Origin of the sequence: Variovorax sp. CCNWLW225 (assembly GCF_037204045.1) — a bacterium.
Lineage (GTDB): Bacteria > Pseudomonadota > Gammaproteobacteria > Burkholderiales > Burkholderiaceae_C > Variovorax.
This window is the reverse complement of the sequence record NZ_JBBCBV010000010.1, coordinates 157,277-179,340: the sequence shown is the minus strand read 5'-3', so window position 1 is coordinate 179,340 and position 22,064 is coordinate 157,277. Positions and strand designations below refer to the sequence as shown.

Sequence of the window (22,064 nt, the reverse complement as noted above, 5' to 3'; positions counted from 1 at the left end):
ACCTGCGCCCGAAGTTCGTCGAGACCTTCCTGGCCAAGCTGGTGAACTGGGACTTCGCGGCCAAGAACTTCGGCTGAACCGGGTTTTCCAATAAAAAAAGCCGACCCTCGGGTCGGCTTTTTCATGGGCCGTGCAGGCGGACTGGACTCAGCGCCTGGAGGCGGCAAACAACTCGCCGCCCAGCTTGGCGCCTTTCTTGATGTTCTTCTTGGCGAACCAGCCCTGGTTCATTTCGAGCACGTAGCGCACCGGCTCTTCGGAGCAATGCGAGTTCTCGGTCATGGGCTGCATATCGACCAGGTTGACGATGCGGCCATCATCGGCCACGAAGGCGGCGGTCAGGGGCAGCAAGGTGTTTCTCATCCAGAAGCATTGGGTGGCCGGCTGCTCGAAGACAAAGATCATGCCTTCGGACTGCGGCATTTCCTTGCGGAACATCAGGCCGATTTCCCGCTGCCGGGGTGTTTGCGCCACTTGCGCATCGATCTTGTACAAGCCGACGGACAGCTTGGTGCGTGCGAGGTCGGTCTGGGGTTGCTGTTGTGCCTGCGCCGGGCCGATCAAGGAGGCGGCGAGCAGGAGCAGGGCGGCGAAACGCTGGAACATCGAGGCTTCTTTCAAGGCGGGTTCAAAGGCGCGGGGCCAAGAAAAATGCCCGCTGATGCGGGCATTGGCAGGCAGTGCCGGTGAGCTGGGCAGCTTACACCTTCTTGGCTGCAGCCGCGTGCGCCTTGGCCGCGTGGTGGCGCGCCTTGTGCTTCTTCACTGCGTGTTTGGCGGGTTGCTTGGCCTTGTGCGCGGCAGCCGCCACAGGCGCGTCCACCTTGGGCGCCGGTTCGGCTTGTTGGGCAAAAGCACCGGCTGCGAAAAGACCGGCGACGAGGGCTGCGAGCAGCTTGTTCATGAAGACATCCTTTGAGATTGTTGATATGGATCACCTTCGCGAGAAGGCCAAGCTTCAACGCGTCAGCCGTTCGCCCCGGTTGACAGCCGCGCCGCCAATGCAGGCGAAAAAAAAGCGCTCCGGAGAGCGCTTTTCTTGTGCGGCTGGCCGAATTACTTCGGGGTGCTGCCTTGGGTCGACTTGCGCTTGACGCTGCCGTCCTTGTTGCGACGACGCTGGTCGCGCGTTTCAGCGCGCTTTTCGCCGGATGCAGCAGCCTTGTCGGTGCCGATGGCGCCGCCTTCGGGCGTCTTGGCGATGTCGCCAGCGGGCGCAGCCACTTGACCGGCGGGCTTGGCTTCCTTCTTGGCTTCAGCGCGGGCTTGCGGCTTGCTGTTGGTAGCGTTGCCTTGCTCGGGCGTGGTGCCGGTGGGGTTCTGGGCGTAAGCGCCAGCGGCGAACAAGCCAGCGATCATGACTGCGAGAATTTTGCTCATTGTGATTCCTCTATTCGAGAATTGGTTGGAAACGCCTCCCGGCGAGCAGAAGGTCAGCCACTAACGAAGCCATTGGCTCGCAGGTTGACAAACGCTTGCTGATGGGTTGCGTCTAAAATGTACAGCGATTTGTTCGCGGGCTGTACAGCGATTCCCCGTCGCTGTCTGAATTCGCAGACAGTCGTCCGAATTACGTCACTCCCGGAGTCATCCCCCCTCATGTCCAGCTACCAGCACATCAAAGTCCCGGCCGAAGGCCAGAAGATCACGGTCAACGCCGACAACTCGCTCAATGTGCCTGATCAGCCGATCATTCCCTTCATCGAAGGCGACGGCACGGGTCTGGACATCACCCCCGTGATGCTGAAGGTGGTGGATGCAGCGGTTGCCAAGGCCTACGGCGGCAAGAAGAAGATCCACTGGATGGAAGTCTATGCCGGCGAAAAGTCGACCAAGGTCTACGGCCCCGACGTCTGGCTGCCCGAAGAAACGCTGCACGCCGTGCGCGACTATGTGGTTTCCATCAAGGGCCCGCTGACCACGCCCGTGGGCGGCGGCATCCGCTCGCTGAACGTTGCCCTGCGCCAGGAACTCGACCTGTACGTCTGCCTGCGCCCCATCCAGTATTTCGAAGGCGTGCCCAGCCCGGTGCGCGAGCCGCACAAGACCAACATGGTCATCTTCCGCGAGAACTCGGAAGACATCTACGCCGGTATCGAGTTCGAAGCCGAAAGCGACAAGGCCAAGAAGCTCATCAAGTTCCTGCAGGACGAACTGGGCGTCAAGAAGATCCGCTTCCCCAATACCTCCGGCATCGGCGTGAAGCCCGTGTCGAAGGAAGGCACCGAGCGCCTCGTGCGCAAGGCGCTGCAGTACGCGGTCGACAACGACAAGCCGAGCGTGACCATCGTGCACAAGGGCAACATCATGAAGTTCACCGAAGGTGGCTTCCGCGACTGGGCCTACTCGCTGGCTGCCAAGGAATTCGGCGCCGAGCTGATCGATGGCGGCCCGTGGATGAAGGTCAAGAACCCCAAGACGGGCAAGGAAATCACGGTCAAGGACAGCATTGCCGACGCCTTCCTGCAGCAGATTCTCCTGCGCCCCGCCGAGTACAGCGTGATTGCCACGCTGAACCTCAACGGCGACTACGTGTCCGACGCCCTGGCCGCGCAAGTCGGCGGCATCGGCATTGCCCCGGGCGCCAACCTGAGCGACACCGTCGCCATGTTCGAAGCCACCCACGGCACCGCTCCCAAGTACGCCGGCAAGGACTACGTGAACCCCGGTTCCGAAATCCTCTCGGCCGAAATGATGCTGCGCCACATGGGCTGGACCGAAGCCGCCGACCTGATCATCAGCTCGATGGAAAAGTCCATTGCCAGCAAGAAGGTCACCTATGACTTCGCCCGCCTGATGGACGGCGCCACGCAGGTGAGCTGCTCGGGCTTCGGCCAGGTCATGATCGACCACATGTAAATTGCGCGAGCAATAGCGCTTTGGCGCCCCGGGCGCCGTGAGCCAAGGCCCTCGAGATCTTTACGGTCTCGAGGGCTTTTCTTCTTTTGGCACGCCGCAGCCGCGCCAGTTGGAGAAATGGCACACCCTGCTCCAAATACTGATTTTTTTCAAAGTGCGCGACGCGTAGTATTTACGCGTGCAGCATGCGCAAACGGCAGAGTTTTTTTTGCGTCGTTTGTGGTGTCGCACACGACGCAAGCCCCTTGATTTGTCGATTACGCGCCACCAAGTCTTCTTGCGCCGGCACGGTGCTTGCACGCTCTATAGAATCTTTTTTATGGCAACGAGAATTCCCAAGACTCCCAGCACTCCGCCGGCCCAGAAACCGGCAGGGGATGACGGAGATTCGGTCGTTCTGGAGCGGCGGCCGCAAAAAACCGCGCCACCCCAGATGTACCAAGTGGTCATGCTGAACGACGACTACACCCCCATGGAGTTCGTCATCGTCGTCCTGCAAGAATATTTCAACAAGGATCGCGAAACCGCGACCCAGATCATGCTAAAGATTCATCTCGATGGCCGCGGAGTTTGTGGGGTTTATTCCCGCGACCTGGCGGCCACCAAGGTCAACCAGGTGATGGAGGCGGCGCACCAGGCCGGACATCCGCTGCAGTGCGTGAGCGAGCCTGTTGCGTGAACCAGTTGAATTGCGCAAGCTCCAACCCATCTGAGAACTTATTTACAGCAAGGCAAAAGGAAATCACATGATTGCCCAGGAACTGGAAGTCAGCTTGCACATGGCCTTCGTCGAGGCCAGGCAGCAGCGCCACGAGTTCATCACCGTGGAGCATCTGTTGCTCGCTTTGCTGGACAACCCGAGCGCCGCAGAGGTTCTGCGCGCCTGCTCGGCCAACGTCGACGACCTGCGGGCGTCGCTCACCAACTTCATCAAGGACAACACGCCGCAAGTGGCGGGTACCGACGATGTCGACACCCAGCCCACGCTGGGTTTCCAGCGCGTGATCCAGCGCGCCATCATGCATGTGCAGTCCACCGGCAACGGCAAGAAGGAAGTCACCGGCGCCAACGTGCTGGTCGCGATCTTCGGCGAGAAGGATTCGCATGCGGTGTACTACCTCCACCAGCAGGGCGTGACCCGCCTCGACGTGGTGAACTTCATTGCCCACGGCATCAAGAAGAGCGATCCGCCCGAGGCCGTCAAGGGCAGCAGCGAATCGTCTTCCGGCGAGGGCGAAGAGGGTGGCGGCGAAAAGAACGAGAAGGCTTCGCCTCTCGAGCAGTTCACGCAAAACCTCAACCAGCTCGCCAAGGACGGCAAGATCGATCCGCTGATCGGCCGCGAATACGAGGTCGAGCGCGTCATCCAGATTCTCTGCCGCCGGCGCAAGAACAACCCGCTGCTGGTGGGTGAGGCCGGCGTGGGCAAGACCGCCATTGCCGAAGGCCTGGCATGGCGCATCACGCAGACCGACGTGCCGGAAATCCTGGCCGAGGCGCAGGTGTACTCGCTCGACATGGGCGCGTTGCTTGCCGGCACCAAGTACCGCGGCGATTTCGAGCAGCGCCTGAAGGGCGTGCTCAAGTCGCTGAAGGACAAGCCGAACGCCATTCTTTTCATCGACGAGATCCACACGCTCATCGGTGCGGGCGCGGCCTCGGGCGGCACGCTCGATGCATCGAACCTGCTCAAGCCGGCGCTCTCGAGCGGCCAGCTCAAGTGCATCGGCGCCACCACGTTCAGCGAGTACCGCGGCATCTTCGAGAAGGATGCGGCCCTGTCGCGTCGCTTCCAGAAGGTCGACGTGGTCGAGCCGACGGTGCAGGAAACCGTCGACATCCTGAAGGGCCTGAAGTCGCGCTTCGAAGAGCACCACGGCGTCAAGTACGCGGTGGCGGCCCTGCAGGCTGCGGCCGAGCTGAGCGCCAAGTACATCAACGACCGCCATTTGCCCGACAAGGCCATCGACGTGATCGACGAGGCCGGTGCCGCGCAGCGCATCCTGCCCGCGAGCAAGCGCAAGAAGACCATCAGCAAGTCCGAGGTCGAGGACATCGTCGCGAAGATCGCGCGCATTCCCCCGGCCAATGTCAGCAATGACGACCGCGGCAAGCTGCAGACGATCGAGCGCGACCTGAAGAGCGTGGTGTTCGGCCAGGACAAGGCGCTCGAGGTGCTGGCGTCCGCCGTGAAGATGGCGCGTTCGGGCCTCGGCCGCGAAGACAAGCCGATCGGTTCGTTCCTGTTCAGCGGTCCCACGGGCGTGGGCAAGACCGAAGCGGCCAAGCAGCTCGCCTATATCATGGGCATCGAGCTGATCCGCTTCGACATGTCGGAGTACATGGAGCGCCATGCGGTGAGCCGTTTGATCGGCGCGCCTCCGGGCTACGTCGGGTTCGACCAGGGGGGTCTCCTGACCGAAGCCATCACGAAGAAGCCGCACGCGGTGCTGCTGCTCGACGAAATCGAGAAGGCGCACCCGGACATCTTCAACGTGCTGCTGCAGGTCATGGACCACGGCACCCTGACGGACAACAACGGACGCAAGGCCGACTTCCGCAACGTGATCATCGTGATGACCACCAATGCGGGTGCCGAGACCATGAACAAGGCGACCATCGGCTTCACCAACCCGCGTCAGGCGGGCGACGAAATGGCCGATATCAAGCGCCTGTTCACGCCGGAGTTCCGCAACCGCCTGGACGCGACCGTGAGCTTCAAGGCACTGGACGAGCAGATCATCCTGCGCGTGGTCGACAAGTTCCTGCTCCAGCTCGAAACGCAGTTGGCCGAGAAGAAGGTCGACGTCACGTTCAGCGACGGCTTGCGCAAGCACCTGGCAAAGAAGGGCTTCGATCCGCTGATGGGTGCCCGCCCGATGCAGCGCCTGATCCAGGACACGATCCGTCGTGCACTGGCCGACGAGCTGCTGTTCGGACGCCTCATCGATGGCGGCCGCCTGTCGGTCGACATCGACGACAAGGGCGAGGTGCAGCTGGACATCCAGCCGCTGCCCAAGAAGGAAGGCAAGTCCAAGCCTGAAGCCGAAGAGGCTGCCGCAGGATAAAGCAGGGCGGGCAACGCCGGTTCCGCGGTATTCCTGGCACCACTGAAAAGGCCGGTAGCATTCGCTGCCGGCCTTTCCTTTTGGGGCCGGAACTTACCCCGTACGCAGTTTTACTTTGATCCTCCCCGAGCTCAGTCAGGAATGGAAAACCGGCCTCTCTTTGGCCTGGAGCGGCTATATCGCCGTGCTGTCGGTCTGGATCGTGATGCAGAAGCGCGCGCCGGTGTCCACGATGAGCTGGATCCTGTCGCTGGCGCTGTTGCCGTTTGCGGGCTTCGTCATCTATTACTTCCTTGGGCCGCAGCGCTTGCGCAAGCAGCGCGTCAAGCGCCTGCGCAGCCGCGCCAAGGCCCATACGCAGGGCGAACTGGCCCGGCTGCGAGACGCGGCACAGAATGCGCCGCCGGCGCTGCAGCAGATGGCGCGGCTCGGCACCGCCGCGTGCGGGCTGCCGGTTTCCAGCGCCACCGGTGTCGAGCTGCTCTCGGGCGGCGCGCGCACCTTCGACGCCATCTTCGATTCGGTGCGCGCCGCGCGCGACCACATCCACCTCGAGTACTACATCTTCGAGCCCGACAAGATCGGCACTGCGCTGCGCGACCTCTTGGTAGAACGCGCCCGGCAGGGCGTGGCGGTGCGCCTTCTGCTGGACGCGCTGGGTTCCAAGCGCATTGGCCGCAAGTTCATGGCGCCGCTTGTTGCCGCGGGCGTGGAGGTTGCGCTATTCCATGACACACGCATCGGCCGGCGCCTTCGGCCGGTAACCAACTACCGCACTCACCGCAAGATCGTGGTGTGCGACGGTCGCGTGGGCTTTACCGGCGGCGTCAACATCACCGACGAGGAAGACAAGCGCACGCGGCCCGACGCCTATCACGACGTGCACCTGCGGATCGAGGGCAGCGCGGTGCGCTGGCTCCAGACCACCTTTCTCGAAGACTGGGCCTACGCCACCGGCGAAGACCTTCGCAACATGGACCACCTGATGGGCGCCATGCTGCCGCAGGTGGAGGCGGGCGACATTCCTGTGCAAATTGTGACCAGCGGCCCCGACAACATGCTCGAGCCCATCCACCGCATGCACGTGGAGGCCATTCACTCTGCCAGCGAACGCGCCTGGCTCACCACCCCGTACTTCGTGCCCGGCGAGCCCGCCATGATGGCACTCACCAGTGCGGCGCTGCGCGGTGTGGACGTGCGTCTTCTGGTGCCTCGCCGCAGCGATTCGGCCATTGTGAGCGCCGCCGCGCGCTCCTATTTCGACGAACTGATTGCGGCCGGCGTAAAGGTGTGGGAGTACAAGGCGCGCATGCTGCACTCCAAGACCTTGGTGGTCGACGACCATTGCGCGATGATCGGTACCGCAAATTTCGACAACCGCAGCTTCAGGCTCAATTTCGAGGTGAGCGCGGTGGTCTACGGGCCCGAGCTGGCGCGCCCCTTGGCGGCGCAGTTCGAAACCGACCTCCACAGTTCCGGCGCGGTGCGCGCCAACCGCCCGCAGAGTTTCTGGCGCCGCCTTGGCGACGCGATTGCACGATTGTTTTCTCCCTTGCTCTGAATGAACCACACCTTTCTCTGGCACGACTACGAAACCTTCGGTGCGGTGCCGCGCCGCGACCGGCCTTCGCAATTCGCCGCCATTCGCACCGACGCGGAGCTGAACGAAGTCGGCGAGCCGCTGATGATCTACTGCAAGCCGGCGCCCGACTACCTGCCCAGCCCCGAGGCCTGCCTGATCACGGGCATCACGCCGCAGGTGTGCCTGGAGCGCGGCATTCCAGAGCATGCCTTCGCCGCGCAGATCGAGAAGGCTTTTTCTCAGCCCGGCACCATCGGCGTGGGCTACAACACCATCCGCTTCGACGACGAGGTCACGCGCTTTTTGTTCTGGCGCAATCTCATCGACCCCTATGCGCGCGAATGGCAGAACGACTGCGGCCGGTGGGACCTGCTCGACGTGGTGCGCCTGACCTACGCGCTGCGGCCCGACGGCATCGAGTGGCCGAAGAAGGAAGACGGCAAGCCCAGCTTCAAGCTCGAGGACCTGGCGCGCGCCAACGGATTGCTGCATGAATCTGCGCACGATGCGCTTTCCGACGTGCGCGCCACCATCGCGCTGGCCCGGCTGATTCGCGAGCGCCAGCCCAAGCTCTTCGAATTCGCCTTCGGCCTGCACAAGAAGGACCGCGTGGCCAGCGAACTCGGTCTGCCGGCCATGCGGGAAACGGCCAAGCCTTTCCTGCACATTTCGGGCATGTTCCCGGTCGAGCGCGGGTGCCTCAGCGTGATGTGGCCGCTTGCGAGTCACCCGACGAACAAGAACGAACTCCTCGCCTGGGATCTGGCGCACGACCCGAGCGAGCTGCGCGACATCGACGTGGAGACCCTGCGCCTGCGCCTTTTCACGCGCACCGCAGACCTGCCCGAAGGCGTGGTCCGCCTGCCGCTGAAGGGCATTCACCTCAACAAGTCGCCGATGGTCGTCGGCAACCTGCGCACGCTGGCGCCCGCCATGGCCGAGCGCTGGAACGTCGATCTCGACGCGGCCATGCGGCACGCGGCCATCGCACGCGACCTGCCCCACATGAGCGCCATCTGGTCGCAGGTGTACGCCCGACCCAAGGAGGCCACGCCGGATGTGGACGAAGACCTGTATGGCGGCTTCGTCGGCAATGCGGACAGGCGCCGGCTGAACCAGCTGCGCGCGCTGTCGCCCGAGGAACTCGCGAAGGACCGTACCGGTTTTGACGATGGCCGCCTCGAGGAAATCCTCTTCCGCTACCGGGCGCGCAATTGGCCGGAGCTTCTCAGCCCCGAGGAAACCGAACGCTGGGAGGCGCTGCGCGTCGCGCGGCTCTTCAAGGGCGAGGGCGGGGCGCGCACTATCGAAATGCTGTTCAGCGAAGTCGATGCGCTGTCTGAAACGGCGGACGAGCGCGGCGAAGAAATTCTTGGTGCGCTGTACGAGTACGCCGAGGCCGTCGCGCCGGAAGCCTGAGGCAACCGACCCGGTGAGCCGCACCATGCGTCCGATCGTCACCCGCCTGCGCCTGGCAGCTTCGGCCGCAACGCTAGCCATGCTCGCCGGATGCAGCACCCTGCCATCCGCGCCCGGACCCTCCACGGCCTGCACAGCCGGCTTCAACGCTTTGGAACGCGACACCCTGTACTTCGGCCGCGCCATTCCCTCCGGCGGGCAGGTGTCGAACGCGCAGTGGACCGCTTTCCTCGATTCGGTCGTGACGCCGGCCTTTCCGAAAGGCCTCACCGTGATCGATGCCGCGGGGCAGTGGCGCGGCGAATCGGGCAACGTGGTGCGCGAGCCCTCCAAGCTCGTGGTGCTGCTGCACTCGCGTAGCGCCGACGACGATGCCGCCATCGCACGCATCATCGACACCTACAGGCAGCGCTTCGGCCAGGAGGCCGTGCTGCAGGAAAGGCAGTCCGTCTGTGTCCGCTTCTGAAGAAAACGACCACAACGCCGTTCGCCGCCTGGCGGCAGCCGATGCTGCGGCCTACCGCGCCTTGATGCTCGACGCCTATGCCACGCACCCCAGCGCCTTCACCACCACCGTTGAGGAGCGCTCCGGCCTGCCGCTTGGGTGGTGGGAAGAACGGCTGGGTTCGGATGCAAGCGAGGCAAGCGTGGTCTACGGTGCTTTCGACGGCGCGGGCAGGCTGGTGGGTGCGGCCGGTTTGAGCTTCGAAGCGCGGCAGCGTGCCCGCCACAAGGCCACGCTCTTCGGCATGGCCGTGGCGGCGTCCGCGCGCCGCGCCGGCTTCGGCCGGCGGCTGGTGCTTGCGGTGCTGGCGCATGCGCGCGCAATCGAACGGCTGCGGCTGGTGCAGCTCACCGTCACCGAGGGCAACAGCACCGCGCAAGCCCTCTACGAGCGCTGCGGGTTCCAGATTTTCGGCGTGGAGCCGCTGGCCATTGCGGTCGATGGCGCCTTGCTGGCCAAGGTGCACATGTGGTGCGACCTCAGGGCCTCGCCTGCGTAGAGTGCCTGCGCGGCGGCAAGCGCAAAGCTAGGGCTTGCGAATCATCCAGCTGGTGGCCTGCTCGCGGCCCGGAAGGTGCAGCGCGGCGGTGGCGGCCGGCGTTTCCGCCAGCAACTTTCCCTTGCGGAACACCTTGAGCCTGGTGGCGCGCAGCCGAATCGCTTCGACCGCATCGCGCGCCTGCAGCAGCACAAAGCTCGCGTCGCAGCCCGCTTCGATGCCGTAGCCTTCGAGGTGCATCACGCGCGCGGCGTTCGTGGTCACGGCCTCGAAGCATTGGCGGATGCCGGCCTGGCTCGTCATCTGCGCCACGTGCAACCCCATGTGCGCCACCTCGAGCATGTCGCCCGAACCCATGCCGTACCACGGGTCCATCACGCAGTCGTGGCCGAAGGCGACGTTCACGCCCGCGGCCATCAGCTCGGGCACCCGGGTCATGCCGCGGCGCTTGGGGTAGGTGTCGTGGCGGCCTTGCAGGGTGATGTTGATCAGCGGGTTCGAAACGACGCTGACGCCGCTCTGCGCGATGAGCGGCAGCAGCTTGCTCACGTAGTAGTTGTCCATCGAGTGCATCGACGTGCAATGCGAGCCCGTGACGCGGCCCCGCATGCCCAGTCGCCAGGTTTCGGCGGACAGCGTCTCGATGTGGCGCGAGAGCGGATCGTCAGACTCGTCGCAATGCATGTCGACCAGCTTGCCGTGCTCGGCCGCGAGCTCCATCAGCAGTGTGACGCTGGCCGCGCCATCGGCCATGGTGCGCTCGAAATGCGGAATGCCGCCGACCACGTCCACACCCTTGTCGAGCGCGCGCTTCAGGTTGTCGACACCGCCGGCCGAGCGCAGCACGCCGTCCTGCGGAAACGCGACGAGCTGCAGGGCGAGGTACGGCGCGACCTGGCGCTTGACCTCGAGCAGCGCGTCGACCGCGAGCAGGCTGGGGTCGCTCGTATCCACATGCGATCGCACGGCCAGCAGGCCCTTGGCCACTGCCCAGTCGCAATACGCCAGCGCACGCTCGATCAGCGCATCGGCCTTGAGCAGCGGCTTGAGCTCGCCCCACAGCGCAATGCCTTCGAGCAGCGTGCCGCTTTCGTTGACGCGCGGCAGGCCGTAGCTCAGCGTGGCGTCCATGTGGAAATGCGGATCGACGAAGTGGGGCGCAAGCAGAAGGCCTTGTGCATCCAGCTTTTCGTGCGCCGGTGCGTCCAGGCCCGCTGTGACTTCGGCGATGCGGCCGCCCTGCACGGCAATCGACATGCCGGTGCGGCCGTCGGGGAGGGTGGCGTTGGTGATGAGGAGGTCGAGCATCGTGGGAGGTGTTCTTGTGTGTCGGCTGCGTGCGTTCAGCGCGTGCGCTGCGCCCGGTAGCGGTACTGTCCCGGTGCCGGGCCGACCTCGATGGTCACGCGGCGCAGCTTGTCGTCGTGGCCGGACGCGGCCTTGGCCGTGACCACGATGCCGCGCGGCGTCGCGCGGCAGGCGAGGTCGGTGAGCGCAATCTCGGCATGGTCGTTGTCGAGCTCGGCAATGGCCAGTGTGTGATCGGCATGCAGGCTGCCGTTGGCGTCGCGCGCCATTCGCTGCACATAGAGGAACGACTGTGCGTACTGGTCGGCGTGCACCACGCGGTACATGCCCTCGTGGTTCTTGCCCCAGGTGCCGCACAGCTGCACCCAGGTGACCGAATCGGGCGTCTTGAAGGTGTCGTAGCCGAGGTCGCTGCCCAGTGCATGCGCACCGGCGCCGCACAACGTGGCCAGCACAGCGAGCAGCATCTTTCGCACTGCGGCAGCGCGCGGCATCAGCGCTCCCCCTTGCGATAAGGCTTCATCAGCGCCTGCGGATAGCTGGCCTTGCGCGCCACCAGCACCAGCGCGAGGATGGATAACAGGTACGGCAGCATCAAGTAGATCTGGTAGGGCAGCACGGCATCGCCCGATTGTTGCAGCCGAAGCTGCAGCGCGTCGAAGAACGCGAACAGCAGCGCCCCCAGCAGGGCCTTGCCGGGCCGCCATGAGGCGAACACCACCAGCGCCACGCAGATCCAGCCGCGGCCGTTCACCATGTTGAAGAAAAAAGCGTTGAACGCGGAGAGCGTGAGAAATGAGCCGGCCATGCCCATCAGCGCCGAACCCGCGACGATGGCCCCGGTGCGCGTGCCCGCGACCGATACGCCCTGGCTCTCGGCCGCCTGCGGGTTCTCGCCGACCATGCGCAGCGCCAGGCCCAGCGGCGTGCGGTACAGCACCCATGCGATGGCGGGCACGAGCAGCAGCGCGAACAGGGTGAGCGAGGTCTGCGCATTCAGGATGGGCAGCGGCAGCCAGTCCATGGGCGCGAAAGGCGTGATGGTCGGCGGCGTGTTCACTTTCGGAAAGCTCACGCGGTAGCAGAAGTAGCTGAGTGCAGTGGCCAACAGCGTAATGCCCAGCCCCGAGACGTGCTGCGAAAGTGCCAGGCCCACGGTGAGAAAGGCATGCAGCAGCCCGAACACCATGCCCGTGAGCGCAGCCGCGGCCACGCCGGCCCACAGCGGCGCGCCGGCATACACCGCGAGCCAGCCGGTGAAGGCGCCCGCCACCATGATTCCCTCGATGCCCAGGTTGAGCACGCCCGCGCGTTCGCACAGCAGCACGCCGAGCGTGCCGAGGATCAGCGGCGTGGCGATGCGCAGCACCGCCACCCAGAAGGCGGGATTGGCGAGAATGTCGAGCAGGTCGGTCATGGGGAGTTTCTCCCTCCCCTTTCGGGGGAGGGCCGGGGTGGGGGCAGGCGGCGTTCGAGGTGGAAGCCGATGCCCCCATCCCAGCCTTCCCCCAGCGGGGGAAGGAGCAAGACCGAAGAGGACAGCGCTGTCATTTCAGTCGCACCCGGTACTGCGTCAGCAGCGTTGCCACCAGCACCGCTATCAGCGAGGCCGCCACGATCACGTCGGCGATGTAGGTCGGCACGCCCACGGCGCGGCTCATGGTGTCTGCACCGACCAGCACGCCCGCCACGAACACGCCGGCGGCAATCACGCCCAGCGGATGCAGCCCGGCCAGCATTGCGATCACGATGCCGGTGTAGCCGTAGCCCGGCGACATGTCGAGCGTGACATAGCTGGTGCGGCCCGCCACCTCGATGGCGCCGGCCAGTCCGGCCAGCGCGCCGGAAAGCAGCGCCACCATGACCACGGTGCGCGTCACCGGCACGCCCGCAAACTCGGCCGCACGCGCATTGGCGCCCACCGCGCGAATGTCGAAGCCCAGCACCGTGTACTTGAAGATCGCCCAGACGATCACCGCGAGCGACACCGCCCAGAGCAGCCCGGTGTGCACACGCGTTTGCGCAACCAGCTTGCCGAGCTCCAGGTCGGGCTGAAGCGACACGCTCTGCGGCCAGCCCATGGCGGTCGGGTCTTTCATCGGCCCGTCGAGCAGCGCCGACACGCCGAGCAGCACGATGAAGTTGATCAGCAACGTGGTCACCACCTCGTCGACGCCGAGCTTGTTCTTCATCAGTGCAGGGCCGAGCAGCAGCAGGGCGCCCGCCACGGCGGCGGCCAGCATCATCAGCGGAAACAGCAGCCACGGCTGAAGCTCGAAGCCCGTGCCGCCGTGCATGCCGCCCACGGCCACGGCGGCAAGCGCGCCGGCGAACAGCTGCCCCTCGGCGCCGATGTTGAAGAGCCGCGCCTTGAACGCGACCGTGGCGGCCAGGCCAGTGAGGATGAGCGGGATCGCGCGCGTGAGCGTCTCGCTCCAGGCGAACACAGAGCCGAAGCCGCCCTGCAGCAGCAGCGCATAGGTGCGGCCGACTGGTGCGCCGGCCCAGAGCACGAGCAGCGCGCTCACCAGCATGGTGAACAGCACCGCGCCGATGGGGGCCAGCACCAGTGCGGCACGCGATGTTTCGTGGCGTCTTTCGAGCCGCATCATGACCGGGCCTTCCCGCGCGAGGCGTCGGTCGCGCCGGCCATTGCCAGGCCGATGGCTTCACGTGTCCAGGCCGAGGCCGGGCGCGCCTCGCCCAGGTGGCCGCCGTGCATCACGGCCACACGGTCACCGAGCGCCAGCACTTCGTCGAGGTCGTCCGAAATCACCAGCACCGCCGCGCCGGCATCGCGCGCGGCAATGAGCTGCTGCTGCACATAGGCCACGGCGCCGATGTCCAGACCCCAGGTCGGCTGGTGCGCGACGATGAGGCGCGGTGCGCGGGTCGGGTATTTCCTGTTGTCGGCATCTTCTGCCTGCTCGGGCGCGAGCAATGCGCGTCCGAGGATCATTTTCTGCATATTCCCGCCGGAGAGCGAACGCGCCGGGGACATCAGGCCGGCGCCGCGCACGTCGAATGCTTTTTCGATGCGCCGCGCGTGCACTCGCGCGGCCGCGCGTCGCACGAACACGGACCAGCGCGAAAACACCGGGCTGCGCAGCCGCTCCGAAACCGCGTTCTCCCACACCGGCATGTCGCCGACCACGCCGACTGCGTGCCGGTCTTCGGGAATGCGTGCCACCCCGCGCTGCACCAGACGAGAGGGCGAGGGCGGCAGCGCGCGGCCCATCAGCAGGGCCGTGCCGGAGACAGCGCGGCGTGTGCCGCACAGCAGTTCGGCCAGTGCGACTTGGCCGTTGCCCGAAACGCCCGCAATGGCGGTGATCTCCCCGCCGCGCAGCGTGAGCGACACCTCCCGAAGCGGGCTTGAATGGTCTTGCGCGCCGCTCTTGGCCGATGCGGTGCTCACACGGTCGAGCACGCAGACCGCATCGCCGACAGACCCGGCTGGCCGCCGCTGCGGAGCTTCGACCGCATGCCCGACCATCCACAACGCGAGTTGCGCCTGAGTGGTGTCGGCCGTGCGCGCCTCGGCCACCAGCTTGCCGCCGCGCAGCACGGCAATGCGCCGCGAGACCCGCAGCACCTCGCCCAGCTTGTGGCTGATGAAGATCACCGAGAGGCCCTGCGCCACCATCTGCGCGAGCGTGGCGAACAACGCTTCGCTTTCCTGCGGCGTTAGCACGGCAGTCGGCTCATCCAGGATGAGAATGCGCGCGCCGCGGTACAACGCCTTCAGTATCTCGACGCGCTGCCGTTCGCCGACGGAGAGGCTGCCGATCTTCGCGTCAGGCTGCACCGGCAGGCCGAAGCGCTGTGCCACTTCGAGCAACCGGGCGCGAGCCGCGGTGCGGCGCGAGAACACGCGCCAGAGCGGCTCCGTGCCCATCATCACGTTGTCGAGCACGCTCAGGTTGTCGGCCAGCGTGAAGTGCTGGTGCACCATGCCCACGCCCGCCGTCAGCGCCGCCTTGGGGTTGCCCGGAGGCAAGGGCGCGCCGAAGACTTCGATGCTGCCTTCGTCCGCGACATAGTGGCCGAAGAGGATCGACATCAGCGTCGACTTGCCCGCGCCGTTCTCGCCGAGCAACGCGAGCACTTCGCCGGCCTGCAGGTCGAGGGAGATGGCGTCGTTGGCGACGAGGGAGCCGAAACGCTTGGTGATGCCTTGCAGGCGGAGAACAGTAGTGCCGTTCATGAAGGTCTTGCTCCTTCCCCTTTCGGGGGAAGGCTGGGATGGGGGCAAACAGCGCTCATAACGTCACTGCGATCGATCGAGCGCCGCATGCCCCCACCCCGACCCTCCCCCGGAAGGGGAGGGAGTGAAGGCAGGGTCACTTCCATGCAGCCAGGAACGCCAGCATGACCTTGGCCGAGTTGTCGGCCGCAATGCCCATGAAGGTGCCCATTTCGTTCGCGCCTTCGCCGCCGCCGGCCAGGTCGCTGAGCGAGCGGAAGGCGATGTAGGGCACGCCATTGCTGTAGGCCACCATGCCCACGGCCGCGGTTTCCATGTCGAGCACGTTGGCCTGGAAGGTCTTGAAGGTGTACTCGCGGTAGGCCTTGTTGTCCATGAAGGCCTGGCCCGAAACACCATTGCCGCCGACGACGAGCTGGGGCTTGCGCGCCAGGCACTTGCCGGCACTGCAGTTCGCCAGGTCGACGTTGCGGATGCTGCGCGCCACCTCGAGCATCTTCGGATCGGCCTCGAACCAGAACTTGCGCTCGATGCCCGGCTTTGCAGCCGAGCGCACCTCTACCGGACGCGGATGCATCATGCCGAAGTTGGGCAGCGTGGCATCCTTGATGAACGGCGGCGCGGTGAACTTGCCCGGCGCGGTTTCGCGCGCCATCAGCACCTCAAGGTACTGGCCCCACTGGGCGGGCACCGTGACGTCGCCGACATGCAGCGATGGGTTCACCCCACCCGCAATGCCGCTGAACACGATGCTGGTCACGCGAAAGCGGTCGAGCACCAGCTGCGTGTTCATCGTCGCATTGGTCATGCTGATGCCCGAGAGGAACAGCACCACGGGCTTGCCTTCCAGCGTGCCGGTGGTGAACTCGACGCCGTTGACGCTGTGCCTGGCCGGCCCCTCCAGTCGGCTCAGCAACAGCTTGAGCTCAGGCTCGAAGGCCGAGATCACCGCGATGCGCGGCGTGTCGTCCAGCCGGATGCCGTTGGCGGTAGTGCCGGCAGGCTTGTAGACGCCGGCGCAGCCCGCAAGACCGATGGCCAGCACGCCGGCCGCAAGAAGAGAACGCCAGCGCATCTTCAACGGTCCTCTCACTTGGCGGTCGATTTGGGCTGGGAGTCGTCGACCTTGATGGTGACCTTGCCCGCCAGGATGTCAGCTTGCTTGGCCTTGACCTTGGCGACGATGTCGGCCGGAACCTTCTTCTCGAAAGTGCCGAGTGGCGCGAGCTCGGAGCCCTTGTGTTTCATGGTCGAGTAAACGCCGTAGTCCTCGGCGGTGAACTTGCCTTCCTTCACGAGCTTGATCGCGCGGTCGGCCGAAGGCTCGAAATTCCACAGGGCCGAGGCAACCACCGTGTCCGGGTACTGCGCCTGCGTGTCGATCACATTGCCGATGGCGAGCTTGCCTTTTTCCTTGGCCGCGTCAGAGACGCCAAAGCGCTCGGCGTACATCACGTCGGCACCCTTGTCGATCATTGCGAAAGCCGCTTCCTTGGCCTTCGGCGGATCGAACCAGCTGTTGATGAAGCTCACGCTGAATTCGACTTTGGGGTTGGTTTCCTTCGCGCCGGCCATGAACGCGTTCATGAGCCGGTTCACCTCGGGAATCGGAAAGCCGCCAACCATGCCGATGCGGTTGCTCTTGGTCATGCCGCCCGCCACCATGCCGCTCAGGTACGCCGGCTCCTGAATGTAGTTGTCGAACACGCTGAAGTTGGGCGCCTGCGGCTTGAGCGACGAGCCCATCAGGAAGGCGACCTTGGGAAAGTCTTTGGCCACCTTGCGTGCCGCCGCTTCCACGCCGAACACTTCGCCAAGGATCAGCTGGTTGCCGCCCGTGGCGTACTCGCGCATCACGCGCTCGTAGTCGGCATTGCTGACGTTCTCGGTCGCCTTGTATTCGATCTCGCCGCGCGCCTCGGCAGCCTTGAGCGCCTTGTGGATGCGGCCCACCCATTGCTGCTCGAAGGGCACGGTGTACACCGCCGCCACCTTGAGCTTGGCCTGCGCCAGCGCAAGGCCGGGTGCGCCCGCCGCAAGGGCCGCGGCAATGGCGGCGGAACGAATGATCAACTGACGGCGTGCTGTCACGGTGCTTCTCCTCGAGGTATGAAAATCTTCTTGTTGCCGACCGAATCGCGGCAGCCGCCGCCTGAGGCATCGGCTTTACTTCGTGCCGAATATGCGGTCGCCAGCGTCGCCAAGGCCCGGCAGGATGTAGCCGTGGCTGTTCAGCTCGCGGTCGATTGCGGCGGTGTAGATCGGCACGTCGGGGTGGGCCTTCTGCATGGTCGCCACGCCTTCGGGGCAGGTCAGCAGGCAGACGAACTTGATCGATTTCGGGTTCAGCTCTTTCAGGCGCTCGACCGCAGCCACCGCCGAGTTGCCGGTGGCCAGCATCGGGTCGACCACGATCACGTCGCGGTTCTCCATTTCGCCCGGCATCTTGAAGTAGTACTCGACGGCCGTGAGCGTCTTGGGATCGCGGTACAGGCCGATGTGGCCGACGCGCGCGCCCGGCACCACGGTGAGCATGCCGTCCAGAATGCCGGTGCCCGCGCGGAGGATGGACACCAGCACCAGCTTCTTGCCGTCGATGACCTTGGCCTGCATGGTCTCGAGCGGGGTCTCCACTTCGATGTCCTGCATCGGCATGTCGCGCGTGACCTCGTAGGCCATGAGCATGCTGATTTCGTTCAGGAGCCGCCGAAAGCTGTTGGTGGAAGCGTCCTTGCGGCGCATCAGCGTGAGCTTGTGCTGGACGAGGGGGTGGTCGACGAGATGGACGTTGCTCATTTGATTTTTCTGCCGTTGCTGGACCCGCGAGTCTAAAAGACGGTGCCGTCGCTTTCGATCAGGAGCGGTGGCGCTCCGTCACGCAAGCGCTGTGCCAGCACGCGGCCCGCCGCCCAGGTGCCGCCCTCGAGCACGCAGGCCAGCGGCAGTTCCTCCTCGGTGCGGTCGAGCATCTTGCGCACGCGGGGCGCCAGCTCGTCGAGCAGCGCCACGGTGAGTGCACGCCATTCGACGATGAACTCGTCTCCGGCTTTCCAGGTGCGCGCAAGAGAAGCCGGGTCTTTCGGCACGATCACGCCGCTGTCGATCAGGAGGCCGCCGTTGCGGTATTCGGGCAGGGCGGTGAGCGCATCGAGCTGGCGCACCTTCACGCCCGCCCACTCGAAGGGCTCGAGCAGCGAATAGGTGAGCCATTGCGAGAGTTTGTGGAACGGCATCCATCCGTTGGTGAGGCCGGGCCCGCGCACCGCGCTGTGGCGCCAGCAGTCGCCAAGCGCAAGGGCCGGGTCGCTCGAACCGATGCCGCCCGTGGTGTCGCTGCCGTCGACGGCAATGCTGTCGATGGAGTTGGCCGAGGGCCAGATGCGCGAGAGCGTTTCGAGCAGCAGCGACAGGATCTGGTGCGCGGTGATTTCTGCTGTGGGCGGTGCGGCAGCGCCAAAAGGAGCGACCAAGGCGTCGAACATGCCGGCCGGCCGGCCGTCGTCGCCGAATGTTTCGGGCTGTTCGCTCATCGCTTCGCCCAGCCGGCGCAGCAGCACGGTGCGGCCGGCAAGGCCCACCAGCGGATTGACGTCGCTCACCTGGAAGGCATCGCCGAGCCGGTCGGTGACCAGGCCGCGCAATCCCGCCGCGTCGGCTTGCAGCGGATGGTCCGGGTCGGACGAGAAAAGCCCGCTCGTGAAGGCATGGAAGCTCGCCACGCCCAGGCCTTCGGATCGCGTGAAACGCTGGCCCGTGGCCGGCTCGGTGTAATGCCAGTTGGGGCCGGCGCCGGCATCGAGCAGCACGCTCACCAGCACCAGGTCGATGTGGGCGCGGGCCCGCTGGCGGGCGTCGATGCGGTCGCCGAGCAGTGCGTCGAGCTGCTTCAGCCGGTCGACGCCGCCAGCCTCGAAGTGGCGCCAGCGGCTGTGATACGGAATGGTGTCCCATGGGTAGCGCTCGCGCGTGACCTCGGCCACGGCGCGGGCCGCGTCGTCCGCTGCATCGTCGCCGCCGATGCGAAACCATCGCGACTCGCCGCTGCGTGCGCGAGCGAGCAGCGCGGCCGCGCGCTCGCGAATGGCACCGGTGGTGCGCAAGAGGGTGGCGGCGCCCGCGGGGCGGCTGGTGTCGGGCGCGAATTCGGTCGCCGGATCGATGTCGCCCGCGCTGCCGGCCGGCAGGTTGCCCGATCCGTCCGCGGGCAGGTAGTTCTGGCTGTGTTCCTTGTTGTCGCTCATTCGCTCAATCCCCGGCCCTTGGCCTTCTTGAGTTCTTCGGCGGTCGGCACCGGGCCGGGCGTGAAATAGCCGGCGGCCATCTTCGCGTCCATCTCGACCCGGGCGTCGGCCGGAATCAGTTCGTCCGGAATGTTCACGCGCTCGCCGATCTCGATGCCCGAGCCGGTGATCGCGTCGAACTTCATGTTGCTCATCGACACGAGCCGATGGATTTTCTTGATGCCGAGCCAGTGGAAGACGTCCGGCATCAGTTCCTGGAAGCGCATGTCCTGCACGCCGGCCACGCACTCGGTGCGTGCGAAATACTGGTCGGCCGTGTCGCCGCCCACCTGGCGCTTGCGTGCGTTGTAGACCAGGAACTTGGTTACCTCGCCGAGCGCGCGGCCCTCTTTGCGCGAATAGGCAATGAGGCCGACGCCGCCGCGCTGCGCGCCCTGGATGCACTCCTCGATGGCGTGCGTGAGGTAAGGGCGGCAGGTGCAGATGTCGGAGCCGAACACGTCGGAGCCGTTGCACTCGTCGTGGATGCGCGCGGTGAGCTCCACCTCCGGGTTGGCCAGGTCGCGCGGGTTGCCGAAGATGTAGAGCGTTTGTCCGCCGATGGGCGGCAGGAAGACTTCCAGGTCGGAGCGCGTGACGAGTTCGGGGTACATGCCGCCGGTTTCCTCGAACAGCGTGCGGCGCAGGTCGGTTTCGGAGCAGCCGAATCGCCGCGCCACTTCGGGCAGGTACCACACGGGTTCGATGGCGGCCTTGGTCACCATGGCGGCACCGCCGGTGGTGAGAAAGTGGCCGTCGGCCTTGAGCCGGCCGCTTTGCAACGCCTCGATCACCTCGGGCAGGATCACATGCGCCTTGGTGATGGCGATGGTCGGGCGAATGTCGTAGCCGGCCGCAAGCTCCGCGGAAAACACATCGGCCACCAGCGCGCCCCAAGGGTCGAGCGAAACGATGCGGCCCGGCTCGCTCCACTGCGGATAGGGGCCGATCACGTCGGTGGGCGCGGTGTTGGTGAGGTCGGCCTTGTGTTCGCGCTTGAGCGCGCCTGCCGCCACGGCAAGCGCGCGGTAGACGCTGTAGGAGCCGCTGTGCGTGCCGATGACGTTGCGGTGCGCCCGCTTGGTCGTGGTGCCGACCACCGGCCCGCGCTCGGTGGCGGTGGCCGCGCCCCATCGGATGGGCAGCGCACCGAAGCCGCCGGCATGGGAGGTCAGCCGGATATGGCCGGTCGACGAGGAAGCGTGGAGCGGGGGAAGGGGAGAGACGGAGATCGCTGGATCCGCGGAAATGCCAGGGGTCGCGGGAGGCGCCGAGATGGAGGAACGGGTCGCTGTGCTATCTGCGGACATTGGAGGCCCTCAAAAAATGCAATGTACCGATGAGCCGCGCCGCTGGCAAGCAGCGGCGCGCTCATGGCACTTGCCTTCGCGGGCACTCGCGGAGCACGCCCGGGGAGGGGCCTGCTTCAGGCGGGCGAGGAGCGCAGTCCGTAGGCCTTGCCGCCGACGAAGAGGTATTCGGCGCGCAGCACCGGATCGCCTTTTTCGCCGGTGAAGGTGAAGCCCAGCACCGAGACGGGAGTGCCGGGCGTGATCTCCTCGACGCCCCACGCTTGAAGACGCGTGAGAGGGGCCAGCTCGACAAGCCACTTGCGGTCGCGGCGGGTGGGCAACTGGGCCTTGGCCAGCAACCCGGGGCCGTCGACGGCCGTGCTCTGCTTGGGCAGCGGGCGCTGCTTCAGGTCGGCGGGCAAGGTCGGGTTCTCGGGCAGTTCCAGCTCCAGCTCGCCATGAGGGTTGCGCCACATGACCTTGGTTGCGCGGCCCTCCAGGTAGAGCGGGCGGTCCTGGTCGAAACTGCTCCAGCCGTGGTGAGCCCACGCCGGAAGGGCCAGGCCCAGCGAACCAGCAACGAACATGCGCCTTTGCATCATCTCGGACTCCTTGTTCAGTTCAGATGTAAGCGATCCAACGCCCGCAGATGATGACAGCGAGCCAAAACCCCAACGACAGCAGGCATTGCACCTTGGGTATGGCGCCGGTGGCCGCAAGGCCGCCGCGCGCGTGGAACCAGGCGGCGTTGGCGCCGGCCAGGCAGATCATGAGCAGCTTGACGCGGAATGCCGAGTTGGCGAGCAGTTCGCCGGGCTGGCTGGCAAACATCGTGAGGCCCGTCGCGGCGCACAGGCCAAAACCGGCCAGCGCCGGCAGCAGCGTAAGGCGGGCCAAATGGCTTTGCGACAGTTCCTTGCCTACGCCGAGCACGCGCAGCTCGAACACAAGCAGCCCGCCGAACAGCATGGCAATGCCCACGATATGCACCACCTCCAGCGCCGGATAGGCCCAGGGGTGCGAAGCGAGGCCGGCCAGCATCCGC

22 protein-coding genes and 1 pseudogene are annotated in these 22,064 nt (G+C 65.7%); 8 read left to right on the top strand and 15 right to left on the bottom strand.

The features are described 5' to 3' along the window. Nucleotides 1-77, top strand: a pseudogene (locus V9L20_RS17845) (superoxide dismutase [Fe]); the annotation flags it as partial. A gap of 70 nt (nucleotides 78-147) precedes the next feature. Here V9L20_RS17845 and V9L20_RS17840 read toward each other — a convergent pair. The 3 genes from V9L20_RS17840 to V9L20_RS17830 form a co-directional block, all read right to left on the bottom strand. Beyond that, entirely contained in the window at nucleotides 148-606 is a 459-nt protein-coding gene (locus tag V9L20_RS17840; protein ID WP_337297605.1) for a DUF192 domain-containing protein, read from the bottom strand. A 94-nt stretch (nucleotides 607-700) separates the two neighbouring features. Then, nucleotides 701-904 carry a hypothetical protein gene (locus tag V9L20_RS17835; protein WP_157614116.1) on the bottom strand — a complete coding sequence of 68 codons (204 nt, stop codon included), beginning with the start codon at nucleotides 902-904 and terminating at the stop codon, nucleotides 701-703. A gap of 152 nt (nucleotides 905-1,056) precedes the next feature. Beyond that, nucleotides 1,057-1,380 (bottom strand): cell envelope biogenesis protein TolA, encoded by a 324-nt coding sequence (locus tag V9L20_RS17830; RefSeq protein ID WP_126746058.1) that lies wholly within the window; start codon nucleotides 1,378-1,380, stop codon nucleotides 1,057-1,059. A gap of 219 nt (nucleotides 1,381-1,599) precedes the next feature. Between V9L20_RS17830 and icd the strand changes: the two genes are divergently transcribed. From icd to V9L20_RS17795, 7 genes are all read left to right on the top strand, one after another. After that, nucleotides 1,600-2,859: an NADP-dependent isocitrate dehydrogenase gene (icd, locus tag V9L20_RS17825; protein ID WP_337297604.1), complete on the top strand. Its 1,260-nt coding sequence runs from the start codon at nucleotides 1,600-1,602 to the stop codon at nucleotides 2,857-2,859. A 319-nt stretch (nucleotides 2,860-3,178) separates the two neighbouring features. Then, nucleotides 3,179-3,538: an ATP-dependent Clp protease adapter ClpS gene (clpS, locus tag V9L20_RS17820; protein ID WP_021007487.1), complete on the top strand. Its 360-nt coding sequence runs from the start codon at nucleotides 3,179-3,181 to the stop codon at nucleotides 3,536-3,538. A gap of 67 nt (nucleotides 3,539-3,605) precedes the next feature. Continuing rightward, the gene (clpA, locus tag V9L20_RS17815) at nucleotides 3,606-5,927 is read left to right on the top strand and encodes an ATP-dependent Clp protease ATP-binding subunit ClpA (protein WP_126746055.1); all 2,322 of its coding nucleotides are present in this window, start codon (nucleotides 3,606-3,608) and stop codon (nucleotides 5,925-5,927) included. A 115-nt stretch (nucleotides 5,928-6,042) separates the two neighbouring features. After that, on the top strand, nucleotides 6,043-7,488 hold the full coding sequence (cls, locus tag V9L20_RS17810; RefSeq protein ID WP_337297603.1) for a cardiolipin synthase: 1,446 nt from the start codon (nucleotides 6,043-6,045) through the stop codon (nucleotides 7,486-7,488). Then, on the top strand, nucleotides 7,489-8,928 hold the full coding sequence (gene sbcB, locus V9L20_RS17805; RefSeq protein ID WP_337297602.1) for an exodeoxyribonuclease I: 1,440 nt from the start codon (nucleotides 7,489-7,491) through the stop codon (nucleotides 8,926-8,928). Between the two features lie 25 nt (nucleotides 8,929-8,953). Further along, a complete protein-coding gene (locus V9L20_RS17800) occupies nucleotides 8,954-9,394 on the top strand; it encodes a DUF3574 domain-containing protein (RefSeq protein ID WP_337297601.1) in 441 nt (146 codons plus the stop codon). Then, nucleotides 9,381-9,932: a GNAT family N-acetyltransferase gene (locus V9L20_RS17795; protein ID WP_337297600.1), complete on the top strand. Its 552-nt coding sequence runs from the start codon at nucleotides 9,381-9,383 to the stop codon at nucleotides 9,930-9,932. The genes V9L20_RS17800 and V9L20_RS17795 overlap by 14 nt, the downstream gene beginning before the upstream one ends. 27 nt (nucleotides 9,933-9,959) lie before the next feature. On the opposite strand, the gene V9L20_RS17790 is transcribed toward V9L20_RS17795, so the two are convergent. The 12 genes from V9L20_RS17790 to V9L20_RS17735 all read right to left on the bottom strand — a co-directional run bounded on the left by V9L20_RS17790 (nucleotide 9,960) and on the right by V9L20_RS17735 (nucleotide 22,060). After that, the gene (locus tag V9L20_RS17790) at nucleotides 9,960-11,240 is read right to left on the bottom strand and encodes an amidohydrolase family protein (RefSeq protein ID WP_337297599.1); all 1,281 of its coding nucleotides are present in this window, start codon (nucleotides 11,238-11,240) and stop codon (nucleotides 9,960-9,962) included. 35 nt (nucleotides 11,241-11,275) lie between these two features. Continuing rightward, complete coding sequence (locus V9L20_RS17785; RefSeq protein WP_443098598.1) at nucleotides 11,276-11,734, bottom strand: hypothetical protein; 459 nt, start codon at nucleotides 11,732-11,734, stop codon at nucleotides 11,276-11,278. Beyond that, nucleotides 11,734-12,657 carry an ABC transporter permease gene (locus tag V9L20_RS17780; protein ID WP_337297598.1) on the bottom strand — a complete coding sequence of 308 codons (924 nt, stop codon included), beginning with the start codon at nucleotides 12,655-12,657 and terminating at the stop codon, nucleotides 11,734-11,736. Before V9L20_RS17780 ends, V9L20_RS17785 begins: the two co-directional genes overlap by 1 nt. Before the next feature lie 130 nt (nucleotides 12,658-12,787). After that, a complete protein-coding gene (locus V9L20_RS17775; protein ID WP_337297614.1) occupies nucleotides 12,788-13,849 on the bottom strand; it encodes an ABC transporter permease in 1,062 nt (353 codons plus the stop codon). Beyond that, on the bottom strand, nucleotides 13,849-15,447 hold the full coding sequence (locus V9L20_RS17770) for an ABC transporter ATP-binding protein (RefSeq protein ID WP_337297597.1): 1,599 nt from the start codon (nucleotides 15,445-15,447) through the stop codon (nucleotides 13,849-13,851). Before V9L20_RS17770 ends, V9L20_RS17775 begins: the two co-directional genes overlap by 1 nt. Before the next feature lie 136 nt (nucleotides 15,448-15,583). Then, nucleotides 15,584-16,522, bottom strand: coding sequence for a 5'-methylthioadenosine/S-adenosylhomocysteine nucleosidase (locus V9L20_RS17765; RefSeq protein ID WP_337297596.1), 939 nt, complete (start codon nucleotides 16,520-16,522; stop codon nucleotides 15,584-15,586). Between the two features lie 14 nt (nucleotides 16,523-16,536). Further along, on the bottom strand, nucleotides 16,537-17,538 hold the full coding sequence (locus V9L20_RS17760; RefSeq protein ID WP_337297595.1) for a BMP family protein: 1,002 nt from the start codon (nucleotides 17,536-17,538) through the stop codon (nucleotides 16,537-16,539). A gap of 75 nt (nucleotides 17,539-17,613) precedes the next feature. Continuing rightward, on the bottom strand, nucleotides 17,614-18,243 hold the full coding sequence (gene upp / locus V9L20_RS17755) for a uracil phosphoribosyltransferase (protein WP_013541661.1): 630 nt from the start codon (nucleotides 18,241-18,243) through the stop codon (nucleotides 17,614-17,616). A 32-nt stretch (nucleotides 18,244-18,275) separates the two neighbouring features. Further along, complete coding sequence (locus V9L20_RS17750) at nucleotides 18,276-19,688, bottom strand: URC4/urg3 family protein (protein ID WP_337297594.1); 1,413 nt, start codon at nucleotides 19,686-19,688, stop codon at nucleotides 18,276-18,278. After that, complete coding sequence (locus V9L20_RS17745; RefSeq protein ID WP_337297593.1) at nucleotides 19,685-21,037, bottom strand: GTP cyclohydrolase II; 1,353 nt, start codon at nucleotides 21,035-21,037, stop codon at nucleotides 19,685-19,687. Before V9L20_RS17745 ends, V9L20_RS17750 begins: the two co-directional genes overlap by 4 nt. 116 nt (nucleotides 21,038-21,153) lie before the next feature. Continuing rightward, nucleotides 21,154-21,621, bottom strand: coding sequence for a DUF6152 family protein (locus tag V9L20_RS17740; RefSeq protein WP_337297592.1), 468 nt, complete (start codon nucleotides 21,619-21,621; stop codon nucleotides 21,154-21,156). A 19-nt stretch (nucleotides 21,622-21,640) separates the two neighbouring features. Further along, nucleotides 21,641-22,060, bottom strand: coding sequence for a hypothetical protein (locus V9L20_RS17735; protein ID WP_258506609.1), 420 nt, complete (start codon nucleotides 22,058-22,060; stop codon nucleotides 21,641-21,643). Between the last annotated feature and the right edge of the window lie 4 nt (nucleotides 22,061-22,064).

What these genes read in the sequence shown, in the direction of transcription:
- V9L20_RS17840 (WP_337297605.1), bottom strand. Translation starts at nt 606, where the DNA reads ATGTTCCAGCGTTTCGCCGCCCTGCTCCTGCTCGCCGCCTCCTTGATC.
- V9L20_RS17835 (WP_157614116.1), bottom strand. Translation starts at nt 904, where the DNA reads ATGAACAAGCTGCTCGCAGCCCTCGTCGCCGGTCTTTTCGCAGCCGGT.
- V9L20_RS17830 (WP_126746058.1), bottom strand. Translation starts at nt 1,380, where the DNA reads ATGAGCAAAATTCTCGCAGTCATGATCGCTGGCTTGTTCGCCGCTGGC.
- icd (WP_337297604.1), top strand. Translation starts at nt 1,600, where the DNA reads ATGTCCAGCTACCAGCACATCAAAGTCCCGGCCGAAGGCCAGAAGATC.
- clpS (WP_021007487.1), top strand. Translation starts at nt 3,179, where the DNA reads ATGGCAACGAGAATTCCCAAGACTCCCAGCACTCCGCCGGCCCAGAAA.
- clpA (WP_126746055.1), top strand. Translation starts at nt 3,606, where the DNA reads ATGATTGCCCAGGAACTGGAAGTCAGCTTGCACATGGCCTTCGTCGAG.
- sbcB (WP_337297602.1), top strand. Translation starts at nt 7,489, where the DNA reads ATGAACCACACCTTTCTCTGGCACGACTACGAAACCTTCGGTGCGGTG.
- V9L20_RS17800 (WP_337297601.1), top strand. Translation starts at nt 8,954, where the DNA reads ATGCGTCCGATCGTCACCCGCCTGCGCCTGGCAGCTTCGGCCGCAACG.
- V9L20_RS17790 (WP_337297599.1), bottom strand. Translation starts at nt 11,240, where the DNA reads ATGCTCGACCTCCTCATCACCAACGCCACCCTCCCCGACGGCCGCACC.
- V9L20_RS17785 (WP_443098598.1), bottom strand. Translation starts at nt 11,734, where the DNA reads ATGCCGCGCGCTGCCGCAGTGCGAAAGATGCTGCTCGCTGTGCTGGCC.
- V9L20_RS17780 (WP_337297598.1), bottom strand. Translation starts at nt 12,657, where the DNA reads ATGACCGACCTGCTCGACATTCTCGCCAATCCCGCCTTCTGGGTGGCG.
- V9L20_RS17775 (WP_337297614.1), bottom strand. Translation starts at nt 13,849, where the DNA reads ATGCGGCTCGAAAGACGCCACGAAACATCGCGTGCCGCACTGGTGCTG.
- V9L20_RS17770 (WP_337297597.1), bottom strand. Translation starts at nt 15,447, where the DNA reads ATGAACGGCACTACTGTTCTCCGCCTGCAAGGCATCACCAAGCGTTTC.
- V9L20_RS17765 (WP_337297596.1), bottom strand. Translation starts at nt 16,522, where the DNA reads ATGCGCTGGCGTTCTCTTCTTGCGGCCGGCGTGCTGGCCATCGGTCTT.
- upp (WP_013541661.1), bottom strand. Translation starts at nt 18,243, where the DNA reads ATGAGCAACGTCCATCTCGTCGACCACCCCCTCGTCCAGCACAAGCTC.
- V9L20_RS17750 (WP_337297594.1), bottom strand. Translation starts at nt 19,688, where the DNA reads ATGAGCGACAACAAGGAACACAGCCAGAACTACCTGCCCGCGGACGGA.
- V9L20_RS17745 (WP_337297593.1), bottom strand. Translation starts at nt 21,037, where the DNA reads ATGTCCGCAGATAGCACAGCGACCCGTTCCTCCATCTCGGCGCCTCCC.
- V9L20_RS17740 (WP_337297592.1), bottom strand. Translation starts at nt 21,621, where the DNA reads ATGATGCAAAGGCGCATGTTCGTTGCTGGTTCGCTGGGCCTGGCCCTT.
- V9L20_RS17735 (WP_258506609.1), bottom strand. Translation starts at nt 22,060, where the DNA reads ATGCTGGCCGGCCTCGCTTCGCACCCCTGGGCCTATCCGGCGCTGGAG.